Annotated in this window: 20 protein-coding genes and 1 riboswitch; of the genes, 2 read left to right on the plus strand and 18 right to left on the minus strand. The window is 46.4% G+C overall.

Annotated elements, in window-relative coordinates:
- Positions 1-51 precede the first annotated feature (51 nt).
- The 12 genes from ICN14_RS06080 to ICN14_RS06135 all read right to left on the minus strand — a co-directional run bounded on the left by ICN14_RS06080 (position 52) and on the right by ICN14_RS06135 (position 14016).
- Positions 52-3087 carry an efflux RND transporter permease subunit gene (locus tag ICN14_RS06080; protein WP_216225624.1) on the minus strand — a complete coding sequence of 1012 codons (3036 nt, stop codon included), beginning with the start codon at positions 3085-3087 and terminating at the stop codon, positions 52-54.
- Between the two features lie 7 nt (positions 3088-3094).
- Entirely contained in the window at positions 3095-4426 is a 1332-nt protein-coding gene (locus ICN14_RS06085; RefSeq protein WP_255535983.1) for an efflux RND transporter periplasmic adaptor subunit, read from the minus strand.
- Positions 4404-5939, minus strand: coding sequence for an efflux transporter outer membrane subunit (locus tag ICN14_RS06090; RefSeq protein ID WP_216225625.1), 1536 nt, complete (start codon positions 5937-5939; stop codon positions 4404-4406). The genes ICN14_RS06085 and ICN14_RS06090 overlap by 23 nt, the downstream gene beginning before the upstream one ends.
- 146 nt (positions 5940-6085) lie before the next feature.
- Positions 6086-6949 carry a pirin family protein gene (locus ICN14_RS06095; protein WP_216225626.1) on the minus strand — a complete coding sequence of 288 codons (864 nt, stop codon included), beginning with the start codon at positions 6947-6949 and terminating at the stop codon, positions 6086-6088.
- Positions 6950-6979: 30 nt separating this feature from the next.
- Positions 6980-7537, minus strand: a complete 558-nt coding sequence (locus ICN14_RS06100; protein ID WP_216225627.1) for a flavodoxin family protein — start codon at positions 7535-7537, stop codon at positions 6980-6982.
- 24 nt (positions 7538-7561) lie between these two features.
- Entirely contained in the window at positions 7562-7972 is a 411-nt protein-coding gene (locus tag ICN14_RS06105; protein WP_216225628.1) for a DoxX family protein, read from the minus strand.
- A 35-nt stretch (positions 7973-8007) separates the two neighbouring features.
- Complete coding sequence (locus ICN14_RS06110; protein WP_216225629.1) at positions 8008-8424, minus strand: MarR family winged helix-turn-helix transcriptional regulator; 417 nt, start codon at positions 8422-8424, stop codon at positions 8008-8010.
- A 157-nt stretch (positions 8425-8581) separates the two neighbouring features.
- Positions 8582-10414 carry a glutamine--fructose-6-phosphate transaminase (isomerizing) gene (glmS, locus tag ICN14_RS06115; RefSeq protein ID WP_216225630.1) on the minus strand — a complete coding sequence of 611 codons (1833 nt, stop codon included), beginning with the start codon at positions 10412-10414 and terminating at the stop codon, positions 8582-8584.
- A complete protein-coding gene (glmU, locus tag ICN14_RS06120; RefSeq protein ID WP_216225631.1) occupies positions 10414-11859 on the minus strand; it encodes a bifunctional UDP-N-acetylglucosamine diphosphorylase/glucosamine-1-phosphate N-acetyltransferase GlmU in 1446 nt (481 codons plus the stop codon). Before glmU ends, glmS begins: the two co-directional genes overlap by 1 nt.
- Positions 11856-12764, minus strand: coding sequence for a tRNA 2-thiocytidine(32) synthetase TtcA (gene ttcA, locus ICN14_RS06125; RefSeq protein WP_216225632.1), 909 nt, complete (start codon positions 12762-12764; stop codon positions 11856-11858). Before ttcA ends, glmU begins: the two co-directional genes overlap by 4 nt.
- 26 nt (positions 12765-12790) lie before the next feature.
- A complete protein-coding gene (locus tag ICN14_RS06130) occupies positions 12791-13186 on the minus strand; it encodes a dihydroneopterin aldolase (protein WP_216225633.1) in 396 nt (131 codons plus the stop codon).
- A gap of 14 nt (positions 13187-13200) precedes the next feature.
- Positions 13201-14016 carry an SDR family oxidoreductase gene (locus ICN14_RS06135; protein WP_216225942.1) on the minus strand — a complete coding sequence of 272 codons (816 nt, stop codon included), beginning with the start codon at positions 14014-14016 and terminating at the stop codon, positions 13201-13203.
- A gap of 43 nt (positions 14017-14059) precedes the next feature.
- Here ICN14_RS06135 and ICN14_RS06140 point away from each other — a divergent pair, with 43 nt between their 5' ends.
- Entirely contained in the window at positions 14060-15235 is a 1176-nt protein-coding gene (locus ICN14_RS06140) for a class I SAM-dependent methyltransferase (protein ID WP_255535984.1), read from the plus strand.
- Between the two features lie 4 nt (positions 15236-15239).
- Here ICN14_RS06140 and ICN14_RS06145 read toward each other — a convergent pair whose 3' ends face one another.
- Genes ICN14_RS06145 through ICN14_RS06155 form a run of 3 tightly spaced genes read right to left on the minus strand, consistent with a single transcriptional unit; the run spans position 15240 to position 19232 of the window.
- Positions 15240-16379 carry a polynucleotide adenylyltransferase gene (locus ICN14_RS06145; RefSeq protein WP_216225635.1) on the minus strand — a complete coding sequence of 380 codons (1140 nt, stop codon included), beginning with the start codon at positions 16377-16379 and terminating at the stop codon, positions 15240-15242.
- A 4-nt stretch (positions 16380-16383) separates the two neighbouring features.
- The gene (locus tag ICN14_RS06150; protein ID WP_216225636.1) at positions 16384-17292 is read right to left on the minus strand and encodes a complex I NDUFA9 subunit family protein; all 909 of its coding nucleotides are present in this window, start codon (positions 17290-17292) and stop codon (positions 16384-16386) included.
- Between the two features lie 23 nt (positions 17293-17315).
- Positions 17316-19232, minus strand: a complete 1917-nt coding sequence (locus ICN14_RS06155) for a transglycosylase SLT domain-containing protein (protein ID WP_216225943.1) — start codon at positions 19230-19232, stop codon at positions 17316-17318.
- Between the two features lie 97 nt (positions 19233-19329).
- Between ICN14_RS06155 and ICN14_RS06160 the strand changes: the two genes are divergently transcribed.
- On the plus strand, positions 19330-19953 hold the full coding sequence (locus tag ICN14_RS06160) for a 5-formyltetrahydrofolate cyclo-ligase (protein ID WP_255535985.1): 624 nt from the start codon (positions 19330-19332) through the stop codon (positions 19951-19953).
- On the opposite strand, the gene metF is transcribed toward ICN14_RS06160, so the two are convergent.
- The 3 genes from metF to metK form a co-directional block, all read right to left on the minus strand.
- Positions 19943-20773: a methylenetetrahydrofolate reductase [NAD(P)H] gene (gene metF, locus ICN14_RS06165; protein WP_216178665.1), complete on the minus strand. Its 831-nt coding sequence runs from the start codon at positions 20771-20773 to the stop codon at positions 19943-19945. The two genes, ICN14_RS06160 and metF, sit on opposite strands and share 11 nt — an antisense overlap.
- Positions 20774-20829: 56 nt before the next feature.
- Positions 20830-22275, minus strand: coding sequence for an adenosylhomocysteinase (gene ahcY / locus ICN14_RS06170; RefSeq protein WP_216225638.1), 1446 nt, complete (start codon positions 22273-22275; stop codon positions 20830-20832).
- A gap of 61 nt (positions 22276-22336) precedes the next feature.
- A riboswitch (S-adenosyl-L-homocysteine riboswitch) is annotated at positions 22337-22448 on the minus strand.
- A gap of 78 nt (positions 22449-22526) precedes the next feature.
- Positions 22527-23693, minus strand: coding sequence for a methionine adenosyltransferase (metK, locus tag ICN14_RS06175; RefSeq protein WP_215302209.1), 1167 nt, complete (start codon positions 23691-23693; stop codon positions 22527-22529).
- Between the last annotated feature and the right edge of the window lie 95 nt (positions 23694-23788).

Consider the following 23788-nt stretch of genomic DNA (forward strand, 5'->3'; position numbering starts at 1 on the left):
GAAAAGGGTGAACTGAGTTCACCCTTTTTCTTTAGCTACTTACAAAATAATCTACTGTTGCTTGAATTTCTTCTGATGGTGATCTGCGCCAATAAATAAGTACATCGCCGGAACCACGAAGAGCGTAAACAGAGTACCGATCGATAAACCAGTAAAGATCACGATACCCATCGATTGACGGCCAGCAGCGCCGGCGCCAGAAGCAATGACGAGAGGCACCACGCCCAATACCATCGCTGCAGTAGTCATCAAAATCGGACGCAAACGCACACTACTTGCTTCTACGATAGCGTCCAACTTACTGCGGCCAGCCTCTTGCAATTCATTAGCAAATTCCACAATCAAGATCCCGTGCTTACTGATCAAGCCCATCAGAGTGACTAGTCCAACCTGGGTATACACGTTTAAGGTTGTGAACCCAAGGTTAATAAAGATGAGTGCGCCAAACAAGGCGAGCGGCACTGAAACCAAAATCACGATCGGATCGCGGAAGCTTTCAAACTGTGCGGCCAAGACCAAGAACACGATCAAGATCGCAAAGAACATTGTCACCAAGAAACCGCCTGACTCCGCCATGAACTGACGGGAAGGTCCGGCGTAGTCCATGCTGTAGCCATTAGGTGCAACCTCTTTCAAGGTCTGACGCATGAACTCGAGCAAATCCGCTTGAGAAATAAATGGTGTACTCACACCAGAGATTGTTGCGGAGTTCAACTGCTGAAAGTGATTAATTGATTGAGGAACTACTTTTTGCTTAATCGTCGCAATCGTACGAGCCTGAATCATCTGTCCACTAGGAGTACGGATGTAGTAATCCAAGATCTGATCTGGATTTAAACGGTCTACTTGCTTTACTTGCGGAATCACGCGATAGGAACGGCCAGCTACAGAGAAGTAATTGACGTAACCGCCACCCAAAGCAGCGGATAGAGCGCTGCCCACCTGCTGCTGAGTCATGCCTAGTGCGGCGACTTTTTCACGATCAATTTCTAAAACGTCTTGCGGCTTATCAATCTTCAAATCTGAATCCACAAAGAAGAAATTACCACTACGACGAGCCTTATCCAGAACAGCTTGAGATACTTCGTTGAGCTGTTCGTAAGACTCGGTAGTATTGATTACCACTTGAACTGGCAAGCCCTGCGCACCAGGCAGGGCTGGAAACTGGAAGGCTGCTACGCGAGCGCCTGCGATCGCATTCCACTTACTCTGCATGTCTTCTTGGAACTTAGTGGCATTACGACTGCGTTGATCCCAATCCTTGAGCAAGACACCACCAAAGCTACTGGTTGGACTGGTGATCTGGAACATCTGCTCATACTCAGGCTCTGCTGCTGAAATTTGATAAATCTGGTCAGCGTAAGTCTGCATCTGATTGACAGTACTGTTAGGTGGACCTGAAGCCTGCATCAACACAATACCCTGATCTTCTGTTGGCGCCAATTCAGCACGCGCAGTGGCATAAAGGTAAGCAACTCCACCCAACAAAATCACGCCCATCACAATGATGACCTGCCAAGTACTCAAGAGTTCACGCAAAGTAGTTTGATAGCTGTGGTGCACCTTATCGAAAATGCGATCGATCTTTTGCACAAACGAGGAAGCTTCTTGCTCTTCGGTAAAGATGCGTGAGCACATCATTGGTGAAAGCGTCAACGCAATCAATCCTGATACCGCCACCGCACTTGCCAAGGTAAAGGCAAATTCAGTAAAGAGAGCACCTGTCAAACCGCCCTGGAAGCCAATTGGAATATAAACCGCAATCAACACAATTGTCATTGCCAAAATTGGACCACCCAATTCACGTGCGGCGATTAAAGAGGCCTCTAGTGGAGACTTGCCCTCTTTCATATGACGGTCAACGTTCTCAACCACAATGATGGCATCGTCCACTACCAAACCAATTGCAAGTACTAAAGCTAACAGTGTCAGCAAATTAATGGAGTAGCCTAATACTTGCATTAAGAAGAATGTGCCGATCAATGAGAGTGGCATCGCAATCACAGGAACTGCAACTGCACGCGCACTTCCCAAGAAAAGGTAAATCACCACCGTCACAATCAATAGCGCTTCTAGCAAGGTAGCCACCACCTCATCAATCGAAGTAGTAATGAACTTAGTTGAGTCGTACACCACTTTTCCCGACATGCCAGTTGGCAACTGCTTCTGAATATCTGGCACTGCGGCACGAACACGTTCAGCCACATCAAGCAAGTTCGCTTGAGGTGCTACCTTGATAGCAATAAATACTGAGCGCTTGCCACTAAATGCGACATTCGTGTTGTAGTCCTCGGAGCCCATGCTCACAGTCGCTACTTGATCCAAATAGACAATATTGATGCCATCTTTTTTGACAACCAATTTGCGGAACTCATCGAGCGTATGTAGATCTGTGCCGGCCACTAAGTCCACGGCAACCATATCGCCTTTAGTGCTACCCACTGCTGATAGGTAGTTATTAGCGGCCATCGCACTATAGACATCATCGGCACCCACACCAAGGCCAGCCATCTTCTCGCGATCGAGCCAAGCGCGTAGGGCAAACTTTCTGCCGCCAGTGATTTCAGCATTTTGGACGCCATCTACAGCATCTAGCTTTGGCTTAACTACCCGCAATAAGTAATCGGTGATCGCATTATTCGGAATGTCATCGCTATAAAAGCCCATATACATCGCTGCAGTGGACTGACCAATTTGCACAGTCAATACAGGTTGCTGAGCTTGGGGTGGCAGTTGATTCTTGACCGAACTAATCTGAGTCTGAATTTGCGTTAATGCTGCGTTGGAGTCGTAATTAAGTTTGAGAGTAGCGGTAATCGTCGAAAGACCGCTCACGCTCATTGATGACAAATAGTCGATACCTTGAGACTGGGCAATCGCCGTCTCTAATGGCTGTGTAATAAACCCAGCAATCGTCTCAGGATCAGCGCCATAGTAGGCTGTTGTAATGGTAACAATCGCATTTTGGGTTTGCGGATATTGATTGACTGGCAAAGATCCAACCGCCTTCAAACCAAACACCAAGACAAGCGCACTTACTACCAGTGAGAGCACTGGTCTACGAATAAATATATCAGTCCAATTCATCTAGGACTTATTCCTGTGGCTGCGGGTTTGGTGAATTCGATGGCAACACTTTGTTGTTCACAATCAGCGGTGTGCCGTTCTTCAGCTTGAGCTGTCCGCTAGTAACCACTGTTGCACCCTCTTCAACACCTTTGAGAATCGCCACTTGGTCGCCACGTGTCGGTCCTGTAGTGACAAATACCTGTTGGGCTTCAAGTGCAGGCTTACCCTGCTTATCCTTTTTACCAGTAGGCTTAGCAATAAACACTGTCGAGCCATAAGGGTTGTAAGTCACAGCCGTTTGGGGCAAGGTCAACATCTTCACCTCATCACCCAGCTTGATATTCACATTCGCAAACATACCCGGCAAAATCTTTTTATCTGGATTGGCTAGTTGAGCTTCAATCTGAATATTTCGGGTATTGGTATCCACCTTCGGGCTGACTGCCGTGATCTTGCCGGTGAAACTCGCATCCTTGAATGCATCTGTCGTCACCACAATTTCTTGGCCCACCTTAATCTGCTCAGCATTGCTTTGGGGGAGATTGAAATCTACAAAAATAGGATCCAAGGTTTGTAGGGTAAGCAACTTGTCGCCTGGATTAACGAACTGGCCAGGGTTAATCATCACAATACCCACACGGCCACTAAAGGGCGCCTTCAAATTCTTCTTAGCAACTAAAGCAGTTTGCTGCTCTACCTGAGCTTGCTTGGACTTTGCATCTGCCTTACTGGTGTCGAATACGTTCTTACTAATCGCCTGAATCGCCAACTGCTGTCTATCACGCTCATTAATGACTTTAGCCAAATCTGCCTGAGCCTTCAATGAATTCAGTTGCGCAACATCTGAAGCGTCATTCAACTTAATAAGTAGGTCGCCTTCTTTTACATCCATGCCAGATTTAATAGGCACGGTTTGTACAAGGCCACCTATTTCAGTACTGAGATCAACACCCCTAAATGCGCGCACATTACCAACGCTGGAGAGTTTAGGCTGCCATGCAGTGGTCTCTACTACCATCGTGGAAACGGTTGCAGGGGGCAATCCCATACCAGCAATGAAGTGCTTAATCATGAAAGTCTTGAGTTGATTAAATCCAAAAATCAAGCCCAGCAACAAAAATACGCCACACAACATAATGGTCATGCGTCGACCCAAAGGAGTCATCGACTGCAATTTGGCATTAGCCTTACTGCGCAAGAAGCGCGCGCGCAAGCGGACCCACACACCTTTTGCTTTTTTCCAAAGCGCAATCGCCTTATCGCGTAGCTTCCACTCTTCAGCTTTAACAAGCATCCAAGCCCAGAAGGCAACCGCTGCTGCAGTGACTTTGGTTTTAATTGTTTCCAGAAGTTTCATTTTGATCTTTGTTCGCTATGGCTTTTGGTTGAAAGGCTGGGCCGGTACGATTCCACCAGCCGCCGCCTAGTGCTGCAAATAATGCTGCTGTGTCAGAGAATCGAGTCGCTTGCGCAGAAACCGATTTGACCTTAGCAATTTGATATTGATTTTGATAATAGAGAACAGCCAAGTAACTTGCAGTGCCCAACTTATATTGCTGTTGTACTAACTCTAAAGTTTCATAAGCGTAACGCTCAGCATCTGATGCAGACTTTAATGCTTGAGCACCGGTCTCTAGAGCGCGCAAGGAATCTGCAACCTCTTGAAATGCTTTGAGCACTGTCGCTTGATATTGATAAACCGCTTGCTCGTAATTAGCAATCGCGCCACGGCGTTGTGCCAATAACTGACCACCCTGAAATAGTGGCTGGAAGATGCCGCCAGCAATAGACCATAGAGTAGCGTTCGGCCCAAACAAGGCTGCGCTAGTTAGTGCAGCAGAACCAATGGCACCCGTAATATTAAATTGTGGCAATAAATTAGCGGTAGCTACACCTACCAAAGCATTTGTTGCCTTGAGCTGTGCTTCTGCTGCACGGACATCTGGGCGTTGACGCACAAGGCTTGAAGGTACTGACAGCGGCAACTTCTCTGGCAAATGCAAAGACTTCAAATCAAACTTGGTGATATTGGCATTACTAGGCAACTCACCCACCAATACTGCCAACTGATTGCGTGCAAATGAAAGATTGCGTTCATAAGTAAATAAATCTACTTGCGAGTTGGAAACCAAAGTTCTTTGTGATGTCACGTCTACTCTTGAGACAGTACCAATGACTAGTTGCTTTTCAGTAACTTCGGCTAAATTGGTTTGCGCCTTCAGAATTTCTTCGGTGGCCTGCATTTGTGCGCGGAGTGCAGCTTCACGCACAGCACTAGTCACAATATTGGCTGTTAAGGAAAGGTATGCACCCTCCAACTGAAACTGCGCAATCTCTGCCTGAGCTCTTGCACCTTCAACCGCACGACGTGCACCACCGAAAACATCAAGCTTATAGGTGACGTTTACAGAGGCGTTATAGAGGTTGTAGGTGTCGGAGCCATAAGGCAAGCCATAAATAGCGGAAGGTTGGAGCTGACGTGTAACCCCACCATTTAAACCGATCGCCGGGAAATACTGCCCACCAATTTGTGCGCTGACGTTTTCTTGACTGGCACGTAGGGCCGCATCAGCTGCGCCTAAATTTGGATTTTGCTGCAAAGCCTTTTTGATCAAAACATCAAGCTCTGGAGATTTAAATAATTCCCACCACTGAGCCTCAATATCCGCACCCTCAACAAACTCTTGATCGGTACCGCCTGGAACACCAGGCGCAGTAGCTAGTTTTTTAGAAAGCGCTGTCTCGGTATAGGTAGAGGTATTAGGAGCATCAGGCTGTTTGAAGTCAGGACCAACAGCACATGCAGAGAGAAACCCCGCGGATAACAACGGAAGGCAACGCAAAATAAAGAATTCTTTTGAACCAAACATGTACTGTGACAAATTTCCTTTTCTACAGCAGATATTTGAACATACTTTTCTAATCCAGTCTGTGTAAAGCCTTGATTTAACTAATGAATTTTTGTTCACAGCTAAGTGCAGATGTCAAACGAATTTTTTATACCCCAGTCAAATTTTTAATGGGCAATTTTTCCAAAGCTTCCGCTATTGAAATCCTGCATTGCCTGAGCAATCTCTTCTTTGGTATTCATGACAAATGGGCCATAACCCACAATAGGCTCATCAATCGGTTCGCCACTCAGCAGCAAGGCAATCGAGTCCTCCAGCACATTCACTTGAATATCTTGACCCTGATTGCTAAACATCAGCATCTGGGCATCTTTGGCGACCACGCCCTCACCAGCCTCAACGGCACCCTTCAGCACAACTAGGGAAGTATTCCAACCCTCAGGCACAGGAATAGTTGCTGAGCCCTTCTTTAGCTTTAGGTCAATCACATTGAGAGGAGTAAAAGTATTGGCTGGCCCTGTATGACCATCAAACTCACCAGCTATGATGCGCGCTTGTCCTGCGCCGTTCTTCAAATCAATCGCAGGAATCTGTTTATCCAGAATGGCTTGATAACCAGGCTTAGTCATTTTGAGTTTTGCCGGCAAATTCACCCACAACTGCACCATATTAAGAGTTCCGCCATTTTTGGCAAAGTCTTCAGAATGAAACTCTTCATGCAAGATGCCAGAGCCGGCAGTCATCCACTGAACATCTCCAGGACCAATAGTGCCACCCTGACCTGTTGAATCTTTATGCGCTACTTCACCTTCATAAACAATGGTGACTGTTTCAAATCCACGATGAGGGTGCGAGCCCACGCCTTTAAGCTCAGTTGTTGGGGGAAACTCTGCTGGACCTGCATAATCCAACATCAAGAAGGGACTCATTTGCTTTCCCAGGTCTTGATAGAAGAATAGGGTGCGCACAGGAAATCCATCACCTACCCAGTGGCCTCGATCATTGCCTTGTAAACCAATGAGTTTTTTCATGATTCCCCCAATTTCTTTCAGATAAAAAGCTTACTTAGCTTTTAGTTCAGCGGCAATCTTGGCAATACGCTCACCATAGAGGCGTGCTGTTTCTAAATCGCCCACATTTACTTCCTCAGCACTTGCGTCTGAAGGTGTCTGCATCATCGCACCAGCAGATGAACCCACATAGTTAACATCATCACGCTTTGCAGCTTTGGAATTCGAAGGCATCAAACCAGTACCAACCCAAATACCTGAATGCTGCATTGCTAGAGTAAAGAAGTAATGCAAGGTGGAATGCTTATCACCATTCATCGTGGCAGAGTTTGTGAAGCCACCGAATACTTTATCTTTCCACTGTTGAGAAAACCATTGCTTAGAAGTAGCATCAGCGAACTTCTTAAACTGCCAGCTCACAGTACCCATATAGGTTGGCGAACCAAATACGATGGCATCTGCAGTATTAAGAGTTTCCCACTGCGCATCAGTAATATTGCCTTCGGCATCAATGGCTACTAGCGTGCCATTTGCTCCTTTAGCTAGGGCTTCAGCTTGTTTAACTGTGTGGCCATAACCACTATGAAATACAACGGCTACTTTAGTCATGATCTTTTCCTTAAATAAATGAAATTACTTCGCTGCTTTACGACCATCAATACTGAAGCCACCAGCACCAGTAGAAGCCAATACCAATAAACCACCCATTACCGCAATGTTCTTAAAGAATAGCAATTGCGCGATAAATACTGCATCTGCTGGAGCAGCCCAAAATGCATGCCCAGTAGCAGCAGCGATTAAAGTAAAGATCGCCATGATCACTGCAACGATACGTGTCTGGAAACCTACGATCAATGCAATGCTTCCCAGAACTTCAATCACAATTGTTGCTACCAATGCGAATACTGGAGCTGGAATACCCAAAGAAGCGAAGTAGCCTAATGTCCCCTCAAATCCAGCAATCTTTCCCAAACCTGCCGGTAAAAATAGTGCAACGATAAGCAATCGACCAACGAGGTTAAGTACGCTTTGATATGTGTTCATGTAATGTTCCTTTGTAATATTGACTGAAAAATTGTTTAATTAAAAATTGCTTTTACTTCTTTTAAAACCGTTACCGCTTGTTCTAATTCTTTTTTAGTGAGCCTGCTAAATGCTTTGCCGAGGTATTCCACGTGCTCCGGAAATACCTTCTTAAATAATTTGTCGCCACTTTTCGATAAACCAATCTTGTAGCTACGTCCATCATCGGCATTCATAAACTTTTCAATGAGGCCCTTAGCTTCCAATCGCTCAAGAACGCCTGTCATGGTGCCTTTGGAAACAAGCGTCTTATCCCCCAACTCCTTGCAAGTCATTGGCGGCTGATTACCGAGGGTCGCGACAATATCGAACTGAGTGGTTGTTAAACCCATCTCCTTAATATGCGCTCCAGAGTAAGCCTCAAATGCTTGATATGCCTGAACCAACTCCTTAACGAGCGATAGGTGATTCATTAAATTACCTCAATTTAGTCTGTATACGTACTATTTTAGTACTAGTTCGTACTAATTGCAAGGCCCTTCAGAATCAAGGGAATAAACCCAGTTGATTGGCTTACGCCTAGGTTAATGAAATTACTTGGAATTTTGAGGTGAATCCACCCCAGAGAAATTACTCGACCGTCACGCTCTTTGCGAGGTTACGTGGCTTGTCTACATCGGTGCCTAAGGCACAAGCGGTGTGATACGCCAGGAGCTGTAATGGAACTACATGCAAGATTGGAGAGAGCTTGCCATAGTGCTCAGGCAAACGAATCACATTGATGCCTTCACTACTAGTGATCTCAGTATCTTGGTCAGCAAAGACATACAACTTGCCGCCGCGGGCTTTGACTTCCTGCATATTGGATTTGAGTTTTTCTAGCAAGTCATCGTTAGGGGCCACAGTGACTACTGGCATCTTCTCAGTAACAAGTGCAAGCGGTCCATGCTTTAACTCGCCTGCTGGATAAGCTTCAGCATGAATATATGAAATCTCTTTTAACTTGAGAGCACCTTCAAGGGCAATTGGGTAATGCATACCGCGACCCAAGAACAAAGCATTTTCACATTTAGCAAATGCAGTGCTCCAAGCCATAATCTGCGGCTCAAGTGCTAATACTGCATGCAAAGCTTTTGGTAAATGGCGTAAGTCACGCAAGAGCTCTTTTTCTTGTTCAGGGCTGACCTTGCCTGCGCGCTTGGCCAATGAAACAGCTAGCAGATAGAGGGCAACCAATTGAGTGGTGAATGCTTTAGTAGAGGCCACGCCAATCTCAGTGCCAGCCTTGGTTAAGAAATTCCAATTCGTTTCGCGAACCATAGCGCTAGAAGCCACATTGCAAATTGCTAGCGTGTATTGATGGCCCAAAGCTTGGGCATGACGCAAGGCTGCCAAAGTATCGGCAGTCTCACCAGACTGGGAAACCACCACAATTAATGTATTTGGATTAGGAACGGTGGTGCGATAGCGATACTCGCTCGCAATCTCAACCTGGGTCGGAATGCCAGCCAAATCTTCTAGCCAGTATTTAGCAACACAAGCAGAGTAGTAACTAGTGCCGCAAGCCAAGATCAAAATTTGATCAAACTTTTTCCATTGTTCAGGATCCGCATTAAAGAGTTCCGGGCCAAAGCTAACAATATTGGCAAGCGTATCGCCGATCGCTCCCGGCTGCTCAAAAATCTCTTTTTGCATGTAATGCTGATAAGGGCCTAGATCTACTGAGTCAGCTTGTGCAGGCATAGCCTTATGCTCTCTCTGCACAGATTTGCCAGCTTGATCAAGTATCTCAATACCCTCCGCCTTCAGAATAGCGACATCACCCTCTTCGAGATACATCATCGAATGAGCGCGACCAGCTAAAGCCAGTGCATCAGAAGCAAGGAAATTTTCATTCTCACCAAGCGCCACAACCAAAGGTGATCCAACACGTGCACCAACTAAAACATCCGGACGATCTTGCGCAATCACACCGATAGCATAAGCGCCATGTAGGCGTGGCAACACAGAGCGAACTGAAGCAACCAAATCAACCTGCTTGCTTGCTACATAAGCTTGATGAATTAAATGCGCAATCACTTCAGTATCTGTTTCAGATGCAAATACATAGCCCGCAGACTTCAACTCTGTACGCAATGATTCGTAGTTCTCAATAATGCCGTTATGAACAACCGCAATCAATCCATCGGAGATATGAGGGTGTGCATTTTGTGTGTCTGGTTTACCGTGCGTTGCCCAGCGGGTGTGCGCAATACCTAAAGTGCCGTGAAAATCTTTACCCTGCTCCGCTAACTCAGAAACGCGAGCGGTAGTACGGGCACGCTCAATTGGATGTTTGGCATCATCACCATTAATTACGGCAAAACCACAGGAATCGTAGCCGCGATATTCAAGGCGGCGCAGACCTTCGATCAATACTTCAACAATATTCTTACGCGATGCTGCGCCAACGATTCCGCACATTATTTTTTGGCCTTCACGGATTTTTTGGTGGCTACATTCTTTTCCTTCTTTACTGGGCGCTGCCACTGTAAAGAGATTTGCTTAGCGCGCGACACGGTAAGTTGATTGGGCGGCGCGTCTTTAGTCAGGGTCGTGCCCGCACCCAATGTGGCGCCACGGCCAACACGCACTGGAGCAACCAACTGAGTATCCGAACCAATGAAGACATCATCTTCAATAATGGTTTGGTGCTTATTCACACCATCGTAGTTACAAGTAATCGTACCTGCGCCGATATTGACTCTAGAGCCCACGATGGAATCACCCACATAGGCCAAGTGATTAGCTTTGCTATTGGCGGCGATCTTGCTGTTCTTCACTTCTACAAAGTTACCAATGTGGACATCATTCGCTAGGTCAGCACCAGGGCGCAAGCGAGCATAAGGTCCAATCAGCGAACTTGCACCAACTTTTGCACCGTCAATATGGCTGTATGGGTGAATAGTGACATTCTTACCAATCACGCTATTGCGAATAATGCAGTACGGACCGACTTTTGTGCCCGCAGCCAAAGTTACGCAACCCTCAAATACACAACCTACATCAATAAAGACATCGGTACCGCACTCTAGCGTTCCACGAATATCGATGCGAGCTGGATCAGCCAATGAAACACCGGCATCCATTAAAGCATTGGCTTGATTAAGTTGATGCACGCGCTCTAAAGCAGCCAACTGGTCGCGACTGTTAACACCAACAGTTTCATATTCAGCATCAGCTTGCGCAGTGCGAATGGGTACACCATCTTTTACCGCCATCGCAATCACATCAGTTAAATAGTATTCGCCCTGGGCATTACTGGCTCGCAAAGACTTCAACCATTTCTTAAGTGAGTTAGTTGGCAGCACCATGATGCCGGTATTGATTTCTTGAATGCGCTTTTGCTCTGGCGATGCATCTTTTTCTTCAACAATCTCTTTTACGGAGCCGTCGATATCTCGCACGATACGACCATAGCCCGTTGGATTGCCAAGGTTTTGAGTCAGAAGCGCTAAGGCGGAATCTTGACCACGTACGCCATCAGCTAATTTAGCTAATTTGGACAGCGTCTTTTTACTTGTAAGTGGCACATCGCCATAGAGAACCAAAGTAGGTTCATTTACATCTAGCTTAGGCAGTGCTTGTAATAAAGCGTGGCCCGTTCCTTTTTGCTCGGCCTGCAATGCAGTGCCAACTTTGCCAAAGCGAGCATCTTGTTCGCTGGCAACTTGAAGAAAATCTTTAACGTCGGCTGCGCCGTGACCAACAACAACGATGGGGCCAGTTTTAGCGCTCTTACCTTGTAGATCTAGAGCTGTATTGAGAACGTGCTGGAGAAGGGGTTTCCCGGCCAAGGTTTGGAGAACCTTGGGTAATGCGGACTTCATCCGCTTTCCCTGCCCAGCAGCCAAAATAACGATGTTCATAAAGAGGGATTATAAGACCCCTGAATCAGCGTTCCACAGGCTATTTCATCGATTTCGGTCTCATCAATCGCTTTGTCACCAGCTGATCTGGCGGCAATACCCGACAGCTCAGTAGAAATCTCGAGATTCTTGAAATCAAAGGCCTCTCCATCCATTAAATGGGATGGCACGATATGGTGCATTGAGCGGAATAGATTCTCGACGCGTCCTGGGTGCTTTTTCTCCCAATCGCGCAACATCTCTTTCATGGCGCCACGCTGGAGATTGGGCTGACTGCCACACAGATTGCACGGAATAATTGGGAAGTTCATATCTACCGCGTAACGCTCAAGCAACTTTTCAGGAACGTATGCGAGAGGACGAATCACAATATGTTTTCCGTCATCAGATCGCAGCTTTGGTGGCATGCCTTTGAGCTTGCCGGCAAAGAACATATTCAGCATCAATGTTTCTAAGATGTCATCACGGTGATGACCTAAAGCTATCTTGGTAGCACCCAACTCATCCGCAACACGATACAAAATGCCACGACGCAAACGCGAGCAAAGTCCACAAGTTGTTTTTCCTTCTGGAACTACACGCTTGACGATGCTATACGTATCTTGGTTTTCAATATGGTACTGAACACCCAAAGCTTTTAAGTAGTTCGGCAAAATCTCTGCCGGGAATCCTGGCTGTTTTTGATCTAAATTAACAGCAATAATTTCAAAATCAATTGGGGCGCGCTCGCGCAACTTCAAGAGAATATCGAGCATGGCATAACTATCTTTACCGCCTGATAGACAAACCATCACTTTGTCACCATCTTCGATCATGCCAAAGTCGCCAATAGCTTGGCCAACTAAACGGCAGAGCTTTTTCTCAAGCTTGTTTTCTTCGAAGACGACTTTACGGATATCACTCATAGCGACTAAATTTTTCTGGCTTTTCTTTAAACTTGCTTCATCCGAAATACTTCAACGCCAACAGAGTGGCAATCTGGATAGACATCAGGCTTAGCTGTACTAACGCGAGCCGCAATGACCTTCGGATGCAAGAGCATCGCGGCCACAATGTCATCGCAGAAGGTTTCCTGTAAATGGATATGACCCTGGGAGGACCGTGCCTTAATGGTTTCACGCATGAAGTCGTAATCCACAACCTCTTCCAATAAATCTTTAGTGGGGCTGTTCATATCGAGTGGAATATATAAATCGACATTTAAAATTACGCGCTGCTCAGCCTTCTTCTCAAAATCATGTACGCCGATATTGATATAGATTTCATAGTCACGCAGAAATAAGCGACGGCAATCAGCTAAAGCGGGATGAGAAAGAATAGCGTGCATAAATTTTTTTACTTTTAGTTTGTTTTAAACATCACATCGCGTGATGATGGCAACAGATGTTGTCCGCCATCTACATATAAGGTGGTGCCTGTAATTGCATTTGAGCTTGCTAAAAATACGGCTGCTTTTGCAATATCACTTGGGGTTGATGACTTACCCAATGGCGTCATCTGATGCGCCTTGGTAAAACCTGATTCGGTTTGATCGCCCGAAGTTAGCGTAATACCGGGAGCCAAACCAATCACTCGCAAGTGCGGAGCAAAATCCACAGCCAACACCTCAACTGAAGTGAGCAGTGCAGCCTTAGATAATGTGTAAGACAAATAATCGGGATTGAGATTGATCAATTTTTGATCGAGTAGCTGAATCACCGACGGGATTGATAGGTCGCTCTCACTTGCTTTCTTTGTCTGGCTCTTTTGATATTCAAACATCAACTGAGATAGTAAAATAGGCGCAGCTAAATTAACTTGCATGTGCTCTTGCAAACTTTTACTGCTGAGCGGGGCATCTGAATTAGCGCGATCATATTCAAAAATTGAAGCGCTATTCACGAGACACTCGAGGCTTGGAAACTCAGCAACAACTGCGGCAAACAAAGAATGGATTTCTGATTCGCTGGCGAGGTCAGCCTTAAATGCCACGGCCTTACGCCCCAAGCTCTGGATTTCCGCAACGGTAGCCTGGGCATCTGATGCCGACTGGCCATAATGAATTGCGATATCCCAGCCCTGACGAGCAAATTCCAGTGCAATTTCTCGACCAAGACGCTTGGCAGCGCCGGTCACTAAAACTGCTTTATTTTGCTGAGGTTGTAGGTTTGAACTCAAGTTCACTTAAATTCTCTTAGACTAGCGAGCTATGGATATTACCTTGACCAGCCTTGAAACGGCTCATACCGAGCTTCTTAGCCAAAAAATAATGGCTGAAATTGCCTCTAATGGCGGCTGGATGCCCTTTTCAAGGTATATGGAAATGGCTTTATATGAGCCAGGAATGGGTTATTACAGTGCTGGAGCCCATAAATTGGGTGCTGGCGGTGATTTCACGACAGCTCCTGAGCTCTCCCCCCTATTTGGCGCCGCCATTGTAGAAACCCTTTTGCCGATTCTGGAGGGCCTCCAAGCCCAAGGGCTCCCTACTCAAATTCTGGAGTTTGGCGCCGGCACCGGCAAATTGGCTGAATCCATTCTCACTCGATTGCACGATCTGGGTTTCTCCTTAGATCGCTACGACATCATCGAGATCTCGCCAGACCTAGCCCAAAGACAAGAGGAGCGCCTCAAGCAACTTGTAGAGAAACTGGCCCTATCTACTCAATGTAATTGGTTAAGCTCTTTACCTAGCAACTTCAAAGGCATCATTCTGGCCAACGAGGTAATTGATGCTATTCCTTGTGACGCTATCATTTTTCAAAATGGCTTTTGGTATCAATATGGCGTCGCTGTAACTGATGGCAAGCTTGCTTGGTCAGCAGGACAACCCGTTGAGCAGTCACTGCTTCCAGAGACTTTGCTCACCGGAAACTTTTCTGAAGGCTACGTTACTGAATTACATGCGCATGCAAATGCTTGGATGAACCAAGTAGCCAAGCATCTCGATACCGGACTCTTTCTCACATTTGATTATGGATTTCCGGAGAGCGAGTATTACCATGCACAACGCCTAGAAGGCACACTCATGGCGCACCACCGTCATCATGCTATTCAAGATCCTTTTCACCTTCCGGGACTATGTGATTTAACAACGCATGTGGAATGGTCACAGATTGCACGCAGTGCACTGGAGGAAGAAGTTGATGATGTCTATCTCAGCAATCAGGCGTCTTATTTACTAGATGCCGGCATTGGCGATATTGCGTTGGAGATTGGTGACCCTAGCAATCCAGAAACTTTCTTACCTATTTCGAACTCGCTGCAAAAACTATTGTCTGAAGCTGAGATGGGCGAGCTCTTCAAAGTCTTTGCATTCTCAAAGAAACTATCTGAGGTATTGCCAGACCATGTCTTAGAAGACTTACCTGGCCTTCGAGGCAGAAATCGGCTATAAGTTTTTAAATGCTTACGGCTGCAGTAATAGCTAAGAGTCGCGCAGTATCTACTGCACTACGAATTCTTTCACCGTTAGTTCGCTGGTCTGCAGGAACACCTTCAATAATTTCGGCAGTGTTGAGCGATTGCGCATTTTGGATTGCCGAAATTAAAGTGCTGACATTCAAGCCAATACGCTTTGCCAAACCCAACAAAGCATTTCCACGCTCAGGCTTACGCCAAACATCTGCACGATTAAACCAGGCCAATATATCTGCAGGCTCATAGCTAACACCTGCATCATTGACTGATTTCTCAATGAGTACATTGAGCTCACTAAATATTTCACTAAAATCACGCACCTCATTTGGCATCTTGACGCACTCTGCCCATGAACGAATATCACTGGCAGGTAAATGCATGAGGGTGACGGCACATCGATCTTCGAGACGGTTATCTGCTGCATGCAAATGTGCAATGAGTTGCTCGCGGAATTCTTCTTTAACCAAATAGGATGTTAGCGTTGATGGCAGCAAAATCTTGGCTGCATCAGCATCCAGTAAAACTTGAAACATTCGCATTGGCTTATCAGCAGTGAAGCCTCTAGCTAACTCCTGCCAGATTCTCTCAGCCGAGAGTGCTGATAATTCATTTGATTGAACAATAGCCTGTAAAGCATCCATGGTTTCTGGCGCAACAGTAAATTCCGGAAAGCGCGCTGCAAAACGCGCGATACGCAATAGACGCAAAGGATCTTCAGCAAACGCATTGGACACATGACGAAATACTTTGGCCGCTAAATCCTGCTGACCGTTATACGGGTCCAAAATAGGCCCCACCCGTTTGCCATCTGCGCTCACCTCTTGTGCCATTGCATTAATAGTCAAGTCGCGCCGCTCTAAGTCTTGCTCTAACGTGACTGTAGGATCCGCATAAAACATAAACCCCTTATAGCCCTTGCCAGTTTTACGCTCTGTGCGAGCTAAGGCATATTCAGCTTGAGTATCTGGATGTAGGAACACTGGAAAATCTTTGCCTACGGGACGATAGCCCTGGGCAATCATTTCTTCTACGCTAGAACCCACCACCACATAATCAATGTCATGCACCGGCAAACCCATGAGGGTATCCCGAATGGCGCCACCAACAGCGTAGATCTTCATGGACTTATTTCATGCCTTCTAGGGTACGGCGGCTGATGCCAAATACCTTAGTCAACGCATCTACTCCATTGAGAGGCAAGATATTTGGCACTTTCATAGAAGCAATATTGTCACGCGACATTAAGGTGGGAACAGGTAGGTGCTCAAAAGCTAAGGCCTGAAGGTAGCCAACAAAAGCAGGTACGGGAATAATCACGCAACGGGTATGCGCCTTGCGCGCAGCAAACTCCACAATCTCTTTCATGGTGTAGACGGTAGGACCAACCAAGTCATATTCCTGATGAATAGTCGACGGCATTTTCAGGGCCATCGTAAAAGCGGAAGCTACATCATCCACGCTTACTGGCTGAAACTGCGCATCCGAATTTGCTAAAGGCATCGCCGGGAACAGCTTAGTCAGCTTTTTAAACAAATTAATAAATTGATCTTGAGCGCCAAAAATTACTGAAGGCCTAAAAATAGTCCAATCTAAGTTGCTAGCTTTTACTGCTGCTGCACCATCGCCCTTGCTGCGCTGATACATCGATGGGCCATGAGAATCTGCGCCCAAGGCGCTCATATGTAAAAAGCGTTTTAGGCCATGCATCTGCATAGCAGTAATGATATTTTTTGGGAGCTCTACATGGGCTGCTTCAAACACTTTTCCATAAGGCTGCGCAGGCTTGTCATGTAATACGCCCACCAAATTAATGACTGCACCACCCGGTTTAATTCGTGAGCAAAGTTCTTGCAAGGAATCAAACTCATGCACATCAGCATCTTCTAAGTGCACTTTCGGCAACATGCGCAATTCACGCGCGGATGCTAAGTGTCTGGTCGGCAATAAAACGGAATAACCCTCCGCTTGCAATTGTGCAGCCAAGACCCTACCTACAAAACCGTTACCGCCAATTAGCAGAATGTCATATTTCATAAAACTCCAATTTGGTTGAAATACTAAGGTAGCTCAGATGCACTTGCCGCTTTAGGAGTAATCACACCTAAACGCTGCTTTAAAGACTGCGTCTGCCCATGCATCACTGATGAATAATACGTTGCATTGGCTAAAACATTTTTTACATAGGTTCGCGTTTCATTAAACGGAATGGTTTCCGCAAAGATCGCGCCCTCAGTAGGGCTGGTGAGTTTTTCCCGCCAAGTTTTAGAACGTGATGGGCCAGCGTTATAAGCTGCAGACGCCAGAACCCAGGAACCATCCAAATCAACCAAGACCATGTTCAAGTAATTGCTACCCAAAGTGAGATTGGTATTGGTATCAGCAAGCTTGTCATTGGTATATGAGGTCATACCAATTTTCTTAGCCACATACTTTGCTGTATTGGGCATCACCTGCATCAAGCCTGAAGCGCCAACCGATGAAGAGGCATTCATGATGAAGCGTGACTCTTGACGAATCAATCCATAAGCCCAAGCCAAGTTCAAATCAATTTGCTTAGCAATCGGGGACAGCTCATCGCGATACGGTGTTGGATAGCGCAAGCTAAAGTCATGCTCTTGCTTGGTACGATCCGCTGTATTCACTACGCGGTCATATAAGCCAATGCGCTTGGCATACTCAGCTGCTGCGAGCAACTGCTTATCGCTCATATTACGCAACTCCCAATTCCAGTCACGATTACCCTCAAAGCGTAAATTCATGGCATAGAAGCGCTCACCCCGTATAAAGCCCTTACGTTGAGACATGGCATCAATCTCTGCGTCGCTAACTTTGGTGCGCACAGGTGCATGATTCGATTTACCCAAATCCTCTCGTGCAAGCTGTCCATAAAAGTTGTACTGGTCAGAAACGAGCTCGAGATTCTCGCGGGCTTTTTCATTTTGGCCTTCTACTTTTAATGCACGTGCATACCAATAAGTCCAAGCGGGATCTTTGCTACGCACCGCAGGATTCATGCCTTCAATTGCATTCTTTACCAGCGTCCAATCCTTGGCGCGTAAACCCGCACGCACTTTCCACTCCTGACTTTCAGTAGATAGGAGTTCGTTGTAGCCTAGCTCTTGTTGAAGACGATATGCATCATCTGCATTGGGATCTAATTTTTTTGCAAGGAATTGACCAATCACACCCCAAGCTACCGCCTGATTCTCTTTGCTATATCGAGATGCATTTTGTGAAAAATCTTTAAATGCTTTTGCAGGTTCTGCTTTAGCGGATTTAACAACCTCAGCAATAGGATCCTCTCCGCCCAAGCGACGTGACATCGTATCAAAACCCATCTCACTTGCAGCGCGACCAATCGCTTTTGCTTCGCTCGGCGTCATGCCGCCAGCACCAACCAAAATAGGTACCAATTCTTGGCAAGCTTGACCGAAATAACGTGGATCCAACAATATTGCACGCGCATCAATTGCAACCTTTGTTGGGTTCTCACCTTGAGCTAGCTTCGACTGTAAGGAATAACATTTAACCTGAGTGTCGTCATCCAAAACAAACTTGGAATATTCGGCGTCAAAGCGAGACCAGTCTTTACGCTTACCTAAAACGAGCAACCAGTCATTGCGCATCCGATCTGCTAATGCAGTGCCTTGGTATTGATTTAGAAAAGCTTGCACCTGAGCATCCGCATTACTGTCGGACCGCGCGCCACCAGCGCTATCAAATAATTGGGGCTTGATACGGAAATAGGCTACGTAGTCTTCATACGGGTAATTTGAGAGACTAGCAGCCAGGGTTTGTGAGCGAGCCACATCATTTCTTTTGGCAGCCTCACGTAATTCAATAAAGGTGCGATCACCCTCGGTAATTTCAAAGGCTGAAACTCTGCTTTCTTTAGTAGGGGTAGCTTTCTTGGCTTTTTCTGCAGAAATACTAGGCGCGGCAACTGCCAGAGCGAGAAATAAAATTCCAGCCACTGTTTTTTGCCACCCACTAAAAACACCAAACCTCTTTTTCACTGTATTACCTTATCGATTTACTATATCTCTTAATTTTCGCCTGATAATGGTCGATATGCACGGCAATTCTCCAAAATCGCTACGGCAGGACTTACTAGCCCAAAGGAAACAGTTTGCGGCTAGCGCAAGCCATCCCATGGCAAGTGAAGCTATTTTGGCTGGCTTAGCTAGTTTTCTGCACACCCATGACGCTCAAGTTCAATCTATTGCCCTGTATTGCCCTATACAAGATGAGCTTGATCTGCGGCCCGCTTTATTAGCTTGGGCTGAGAGTAGCGCAAGCAAAACACTAGCCCTCCCTTTTGCGCGCCCTGATAAACATTTGGATTTTTATGCCTGGCAAGAGGGCGACCTACTGATTCCAAGTCGCCACGGTGTGCCGGAGCCAGACCCCAACAATCCCCGTAGACCCCAAATTAGTCCGGACTGCATCTTGATTCCCTGCGTAGGCTGGTCAGAATCCAAGGTAGGTGATCAAACACATTATTGGCGGCTTGGGTATGGGGGCGGCTATTTTGACCGCACCTTAGCTCAGTTGCGTAAAGCTAAGCCAAACCTACTATGCGTAGGTATAGGCTTTGATTGGCAAAAATTAGACGATTCTCAATGGCAGGCTCAAACACATGATGAGCCTTTAGATGCCATGCTGACTGAGTCAGGCTTATTAATTACTTATTGAGACTGAGGTTATCTGCAATCGCTAAAACAGCATCTGCCTGATTCAGCGAATAGAAATGCAATCCTGGAGCGCCAGCAGTTAAGAGCTGATCGCAAAGGTCGGTAACCACCTCTTCACCAAACGCACGAATCGAAGCAGTGTCATCGCCATAAGACTGCAAACGCAAACGAATCCAACGCGGGATCTCTGCGCCACAGGCATCTGAAAAACGCAGCAACTGAGTGCTATTAGTAATCGGCATAATTCCAGCGATTACCGGCTGAGTAACGCCCAAGTCATAAGCCTCATCTACAAAGCGGAAGTAGGCATCGCTGTTATAGAAATACTGAGTCACAGCTGAATTGGCTCCAGCCTTCATCTTCTGTACAAAGAAATCCACATCAGTCGCTGGCGACTTAGCCTGAGGATGACTTTCTGGATATGCGGCTACATCGATATGGAACCAGTCACCAGTTTCTGCACGAATAAATTCGACTAATTCATTTGCGTGATGGAACTCACCATACTGGCCCATGCCGGATGGTAAGTCGCCACGTAAAGCTACGATACGTTTAACGCCTAAGGCTTGGTATTGCTTCAACATTTCGCGCACGCTTTCACGTGAGCTACCAACACAGGATAAGTGGGGAGCAACTGCTGCACCTGCAGCATGAATGTCACTCACCACTTTTAATGTGCCAGATTGTGTAGATCCACCAGCACCAAAAGTCACAGAATAAAAAGCGGGCTTGAGCGTTTCACTAAAACGCTCGCGCACGAGATGCAGCTTGCTCTCACCTTCAGGTGTTTTTGGAGGGAAGAATTCAACGCTTAATTCCATGATCTTTGGGCCTGTATCTCTATTTCTCTATTGAACAATATCTAGCAAGGGGCAGATTAATAACGATAGTGGTCAGCCTTATAAGGGCCTTCCTTCGTTACGCCAATGTAAGAAGCTTGCTGATCTGACAATACAGTTAACTGTGCATTCAATGTCTTGAGCTGCAAACGAGCAACCTTCTCATCTAAATGCTTAGGCAAAGTGTAAACACCGACTGGGTATTTATCTGTACCAACTGCATTCCACAATTCGATCTGCGCAATCACTTGGTTCGCAAATGAAGAGCTCATTACATAAGATGGGTGACCTGTACCGCAACCGAGGTTAACCAAGCGACCTTTGGCCAAGATGATGATGCGCTTCTCAGGATTGCCATTAGCTGCTGGGAAAATTACGTGATCTACTTGTGGCTTGATTTCTTCCCACTTGTATTTTTCGATGCCGGCAACATCAATCTCGTTATCGAAGTGACCGATGTTACAAACAATGGCTTGGTTCTTCATCTTGATCATATGGTCATGTGTAATCACATGGTAGTTACCTGTTGCAGAAACAAAGATGTCTGCCTTATCTGCAGCGTAATCCATTGTGACAACGCGGTAGCCTTCCATAGCTGCTTGTAACGCACAAATTGGATCAACTTCAGTAACCCAAACTTGAGCTGACAAAGCACGTAGAGCTTGGGCTGAACCCTTGCCCACATCGCCATAACCACAAACCACTGCAACCTTACCGGCAACCATCACATCAGTAGCACGCTTGATCGCATCAACCAAAGACTCGCGGCAACCATAGAGGTTATCGAACTTGCTCTTGGTAACAGAGTCATTTACGTTAATGGCTGGGAACTTCAATTCACCTTTTGCGAACATCTGATAGAGACGATGTACACCAGTAGTAGTTTCTTCTGTAACGCCTTTAACTTTTTCTAAACGTGTGGAATACCAAGTTGGATCTTGAGCCAATTTCTTTTTAATGGCTGAAAACAAAATAGTTTCTTCTTCGCTTGTTGGGTGATTCAAGCAAGCTTGATCTTTCTCAGCGCGTGCACCGAGGTGCAACAGTAAAGTAGCGTCGCCACCGTCATCCAAAATCATGTTGGTGAAACCGCCATCAGCCCACTCAAAAATACGATGGGTGTAATCCCAGTACTGCTCAAGAGTTTCGCCCTTGATCGCAAACACTGGCGTGCCGTTAGCAGCAATAGCTGCAGCAGCGTGATCTTGTGTAGAGAAAATATTGCAAGATGCCCACTGCACTTCAGCGCCAAGCGCTTCAAGCGTCTCGATCAATACTGCAGTTTGAATGGTCATGTGCAATGAGCCAGTAATACGTGCGCCACGCAATGGCTGCTGTGACGCGAACTCGTCGCGAATCGCGATGAGGCCTGGCATTTCAGTTTCAGCAATAGCGATTTCTTTACGACCAAAGTCAGCCAAAGAAATATCGGCAATAGCGCAACGGGTTGCTACAAAGTTGTTTAAATCGGAAACGGTACTCATGAATGCTCCAGCTAAATACGATCCAATGCTGGAGTAGGGACTCGCTAGCCATTGAATCATGGGTTAGCGAGCGCAGTTGCAATTAGCAAACTCTGGGGTTACCTAGGAGTCCACTCCCTTCAAGCCTGGGGAAACACTGGTTCTCAGCATTCCTTGCAACGCTCCTTGAAGGTATGGCGAAATTGTAATCAATTTCGCCATATTTCGCCTCAATACAAAACAAACCGCAAATTTACTACCTAGAAAGCAGATTACAAGCCAGCTGCTGCGCGTAAGGCAGGCGCCTTATCGCACTGTTCCCAAGTAAATTCAGGCTCCTCACGACCAAAGTGGCCATAAGCAGCAGTCTTGCGATAAATCGGACGCAAGAGGTTCAACATCTTGACGATGCCTTTTGGACGCAAGTCAAAGTGCTCAGATACCAATTGCGCAATCTTCTCATCTGAGATCTTGCCAGTACCAAAGGTGCTCACCATCACTGAAGTTGGTTTAGCCACACCAATAGCGTAAGAGATCTGAATCAAGCACTTGCTTGCCAAACCAGCAGCAACTACGTTCTTCGCTACATAACGACCAGCATAGGCAGCAGAACGGTCAACCTTGGATGGATCCTTACCAGAGAACGCGCCACCACCGTGAGGGGCTGCACCGCCGTAGGTGTCCACAATGATCTTGCGACCTGTCAGACCACAATCGCCTTGCGGGCCGCCGATAACAAATCGACCGGTTGGGTTTACCAAGAAGTTAATTGCGCCTTTGATCAAATGCTTTGGCAACACTGGTTTGATGATTTCTTCGATCACTGCTTCGCGTAATTTCTCGAGAGAGATTTCTTCATCATGTTGCGTGGAGAGAACCACGGTATCGATTGAGTCAGGCTTGCCATCGACGTAACGCAAGGTCACTTGGGACTTTGCATCTGGGCGCAACCAGTTCAAACGGCCATCACGGCGCAGTTGAGACTGACGCTCCACTAAGCGGTGTGACAAATGAATTGGCAAAGGCATGAGCTCTGCAGTTTCATCGCAAGCGTAACCAAACATCAAACCTTGGTCGCCGGCACCCTGATCTAAGCCGTCGTCATGCGCTTTATCAACGCCTTGAGCGATGTCTGGGCTCTGCTTGTCATAAGCAACCAATACGGCACAACCTTTGTAATCAATACCGTAGTCAGTGTTGTCGTAACCAATTTCACGCAAAGTGTTGCGAGCCACTTGGATGTAATCCACATTGGCGTTCGTTGTGATCTCACCAGCCAAAACTACTAGGCCGGTATTGCACAAAGTTTCTGCAGCAACGCGGGCAGTTGGGTCCTGAGCCAGGATTGAATCCAGGATGGCATCAGAGATTTGGTCTGCTACTTTATCGGGGTGACCTTCAGAAACCGATTCTGAGGTAAAGAAGTAATCATTTGCCATTGCATATTCCTTTAAAAATTAACACGATCTATGGGACAACTCGACGTGCCAGGAACTTCAACGGCGACGCTTTAGCAGAATTTATGAATCGCCCT

The organism is Polynucleobacter sp. MG-27-Goln-C1 (assembly GCF_018881905.1).
Classification (GTDB): domain Bacteria; phylum Pseudomonadota; class Gammaproteobacteria; order Burkholderiales; family Burkholderiaceae; genus Polynucleobacter.

Coding starts and splice junctions, on each gene's coding strand:
- metF (WP_216178665.1), bottom strand. CDS start 20,773: ATGGAATTAAGCGTTGAATTCTTCCCTCCAAAAACACCTGAAGGTGAG.
- ICN14_RS06145 (WP_216225635.1), bottom strand. CDS start 16,379: ATGAAGATCTACGCTGTTGGTGGCGCCATTCGGGATACCCTCATGGGT.
- glmU (WP_216225631.1), bottom strand. CDS start 11,859: ATGAACATCGTTATTTTGGCTGCTGGGCAGGGAAAGCGGATGAAGTCC.
- ICN14_RS06100 (WP_216225627.1), bottom strand. CDS start 7,537: ATGACTAAAGTAGCCGTTGTATTTCATAGTGGTTATGGCCACACAGTT.
- ICN14_RS06160 (WP_255535985.1), top strand. CDS start 19,330: ATGCACGGCAATTCTCCAAAATCGCTACGGCAGGACTTACTAGCCCAA.
- ICN14_RS06150 (WP_216225636.1), bottom strand. CDS start 17,292: ATGAAATATGACATTCTGCTAATTGGCGGTAACGGTTTTGTAGGTAGG.
- ICN14_RS06090 (WP_216225625.1), bottom strand. CDS start 5,939: ATGTTTGGTTCAAAAGAATTCTTTATTTTGCGTTGCCTTCCGTTGTTA.
- ICN14_RS06110 (WP_216225629.1), bottom strand. CDS start 8,424: ATGAATCACCTATCGCTCGTTAAGGAGTTGGTTCAGGCATATCAAGCA.
- metK (WP_215302209.1), bottom strand. CDS start 23,693: ATGGCAAATGATTACTTCTTTACCTCAGAATCGGTTTCTGAAGGTCAC.
- ICN14_RS06080 (WP_216225624.1), bottom strand. CDS start 3,087: ATGAATTGGACTGATATATTTATTCGTAGACCAGTGCTCTCACTGGTA.
- ahcY (WP_216225638.1), bottom strand. CDS start 22,275: ATGAGTACCGTTTCCGATTTAAACAACTTTGTAGCAACCCGTTGCGCT.
- glmS (WP_216225630.1), bottom strand. CDS start 10,414: ATGTGCGGAATCGTTGGCGCAGCATCGCGTAAGAATATTGTTGAAGTA.
- ICN14_RS06105 (WP_216225628.1), bottom strand. CDS start 7,972: ATGAACACATATCAAAGCGTACTTAACCTCGTTGGTCGATTGCTTATC.
- ICN14_RS06130 (WP_216225633.1), bottom strand. CDS start 13,186: ATGCACGCTATTCTTTCTCATCCCGCTTTAGCTGATTGCCGTCGCTTA.
- ICN14_RS06085 (WP_255535983.1), bottom strand. CDS start 4,426: ATGAAACTTCTGGAAACAATTAAAACCAAAGTCACTGCAGCAGCGGTT.
- ttcA (WP_216225632.1), bottom strand. CDS start 12,764: ATGAGTGATATCCGTAAAGTCGTCTTCGAAGAAAACAAGCTTGAGAAA.
- ICN14_RS06095 (WP_216225626.1), bottom strand. CDS start 6,949: ATGAAAAAACTCATTGGTTTACAAGGCAATGATCGAGGCCACTGGGTA.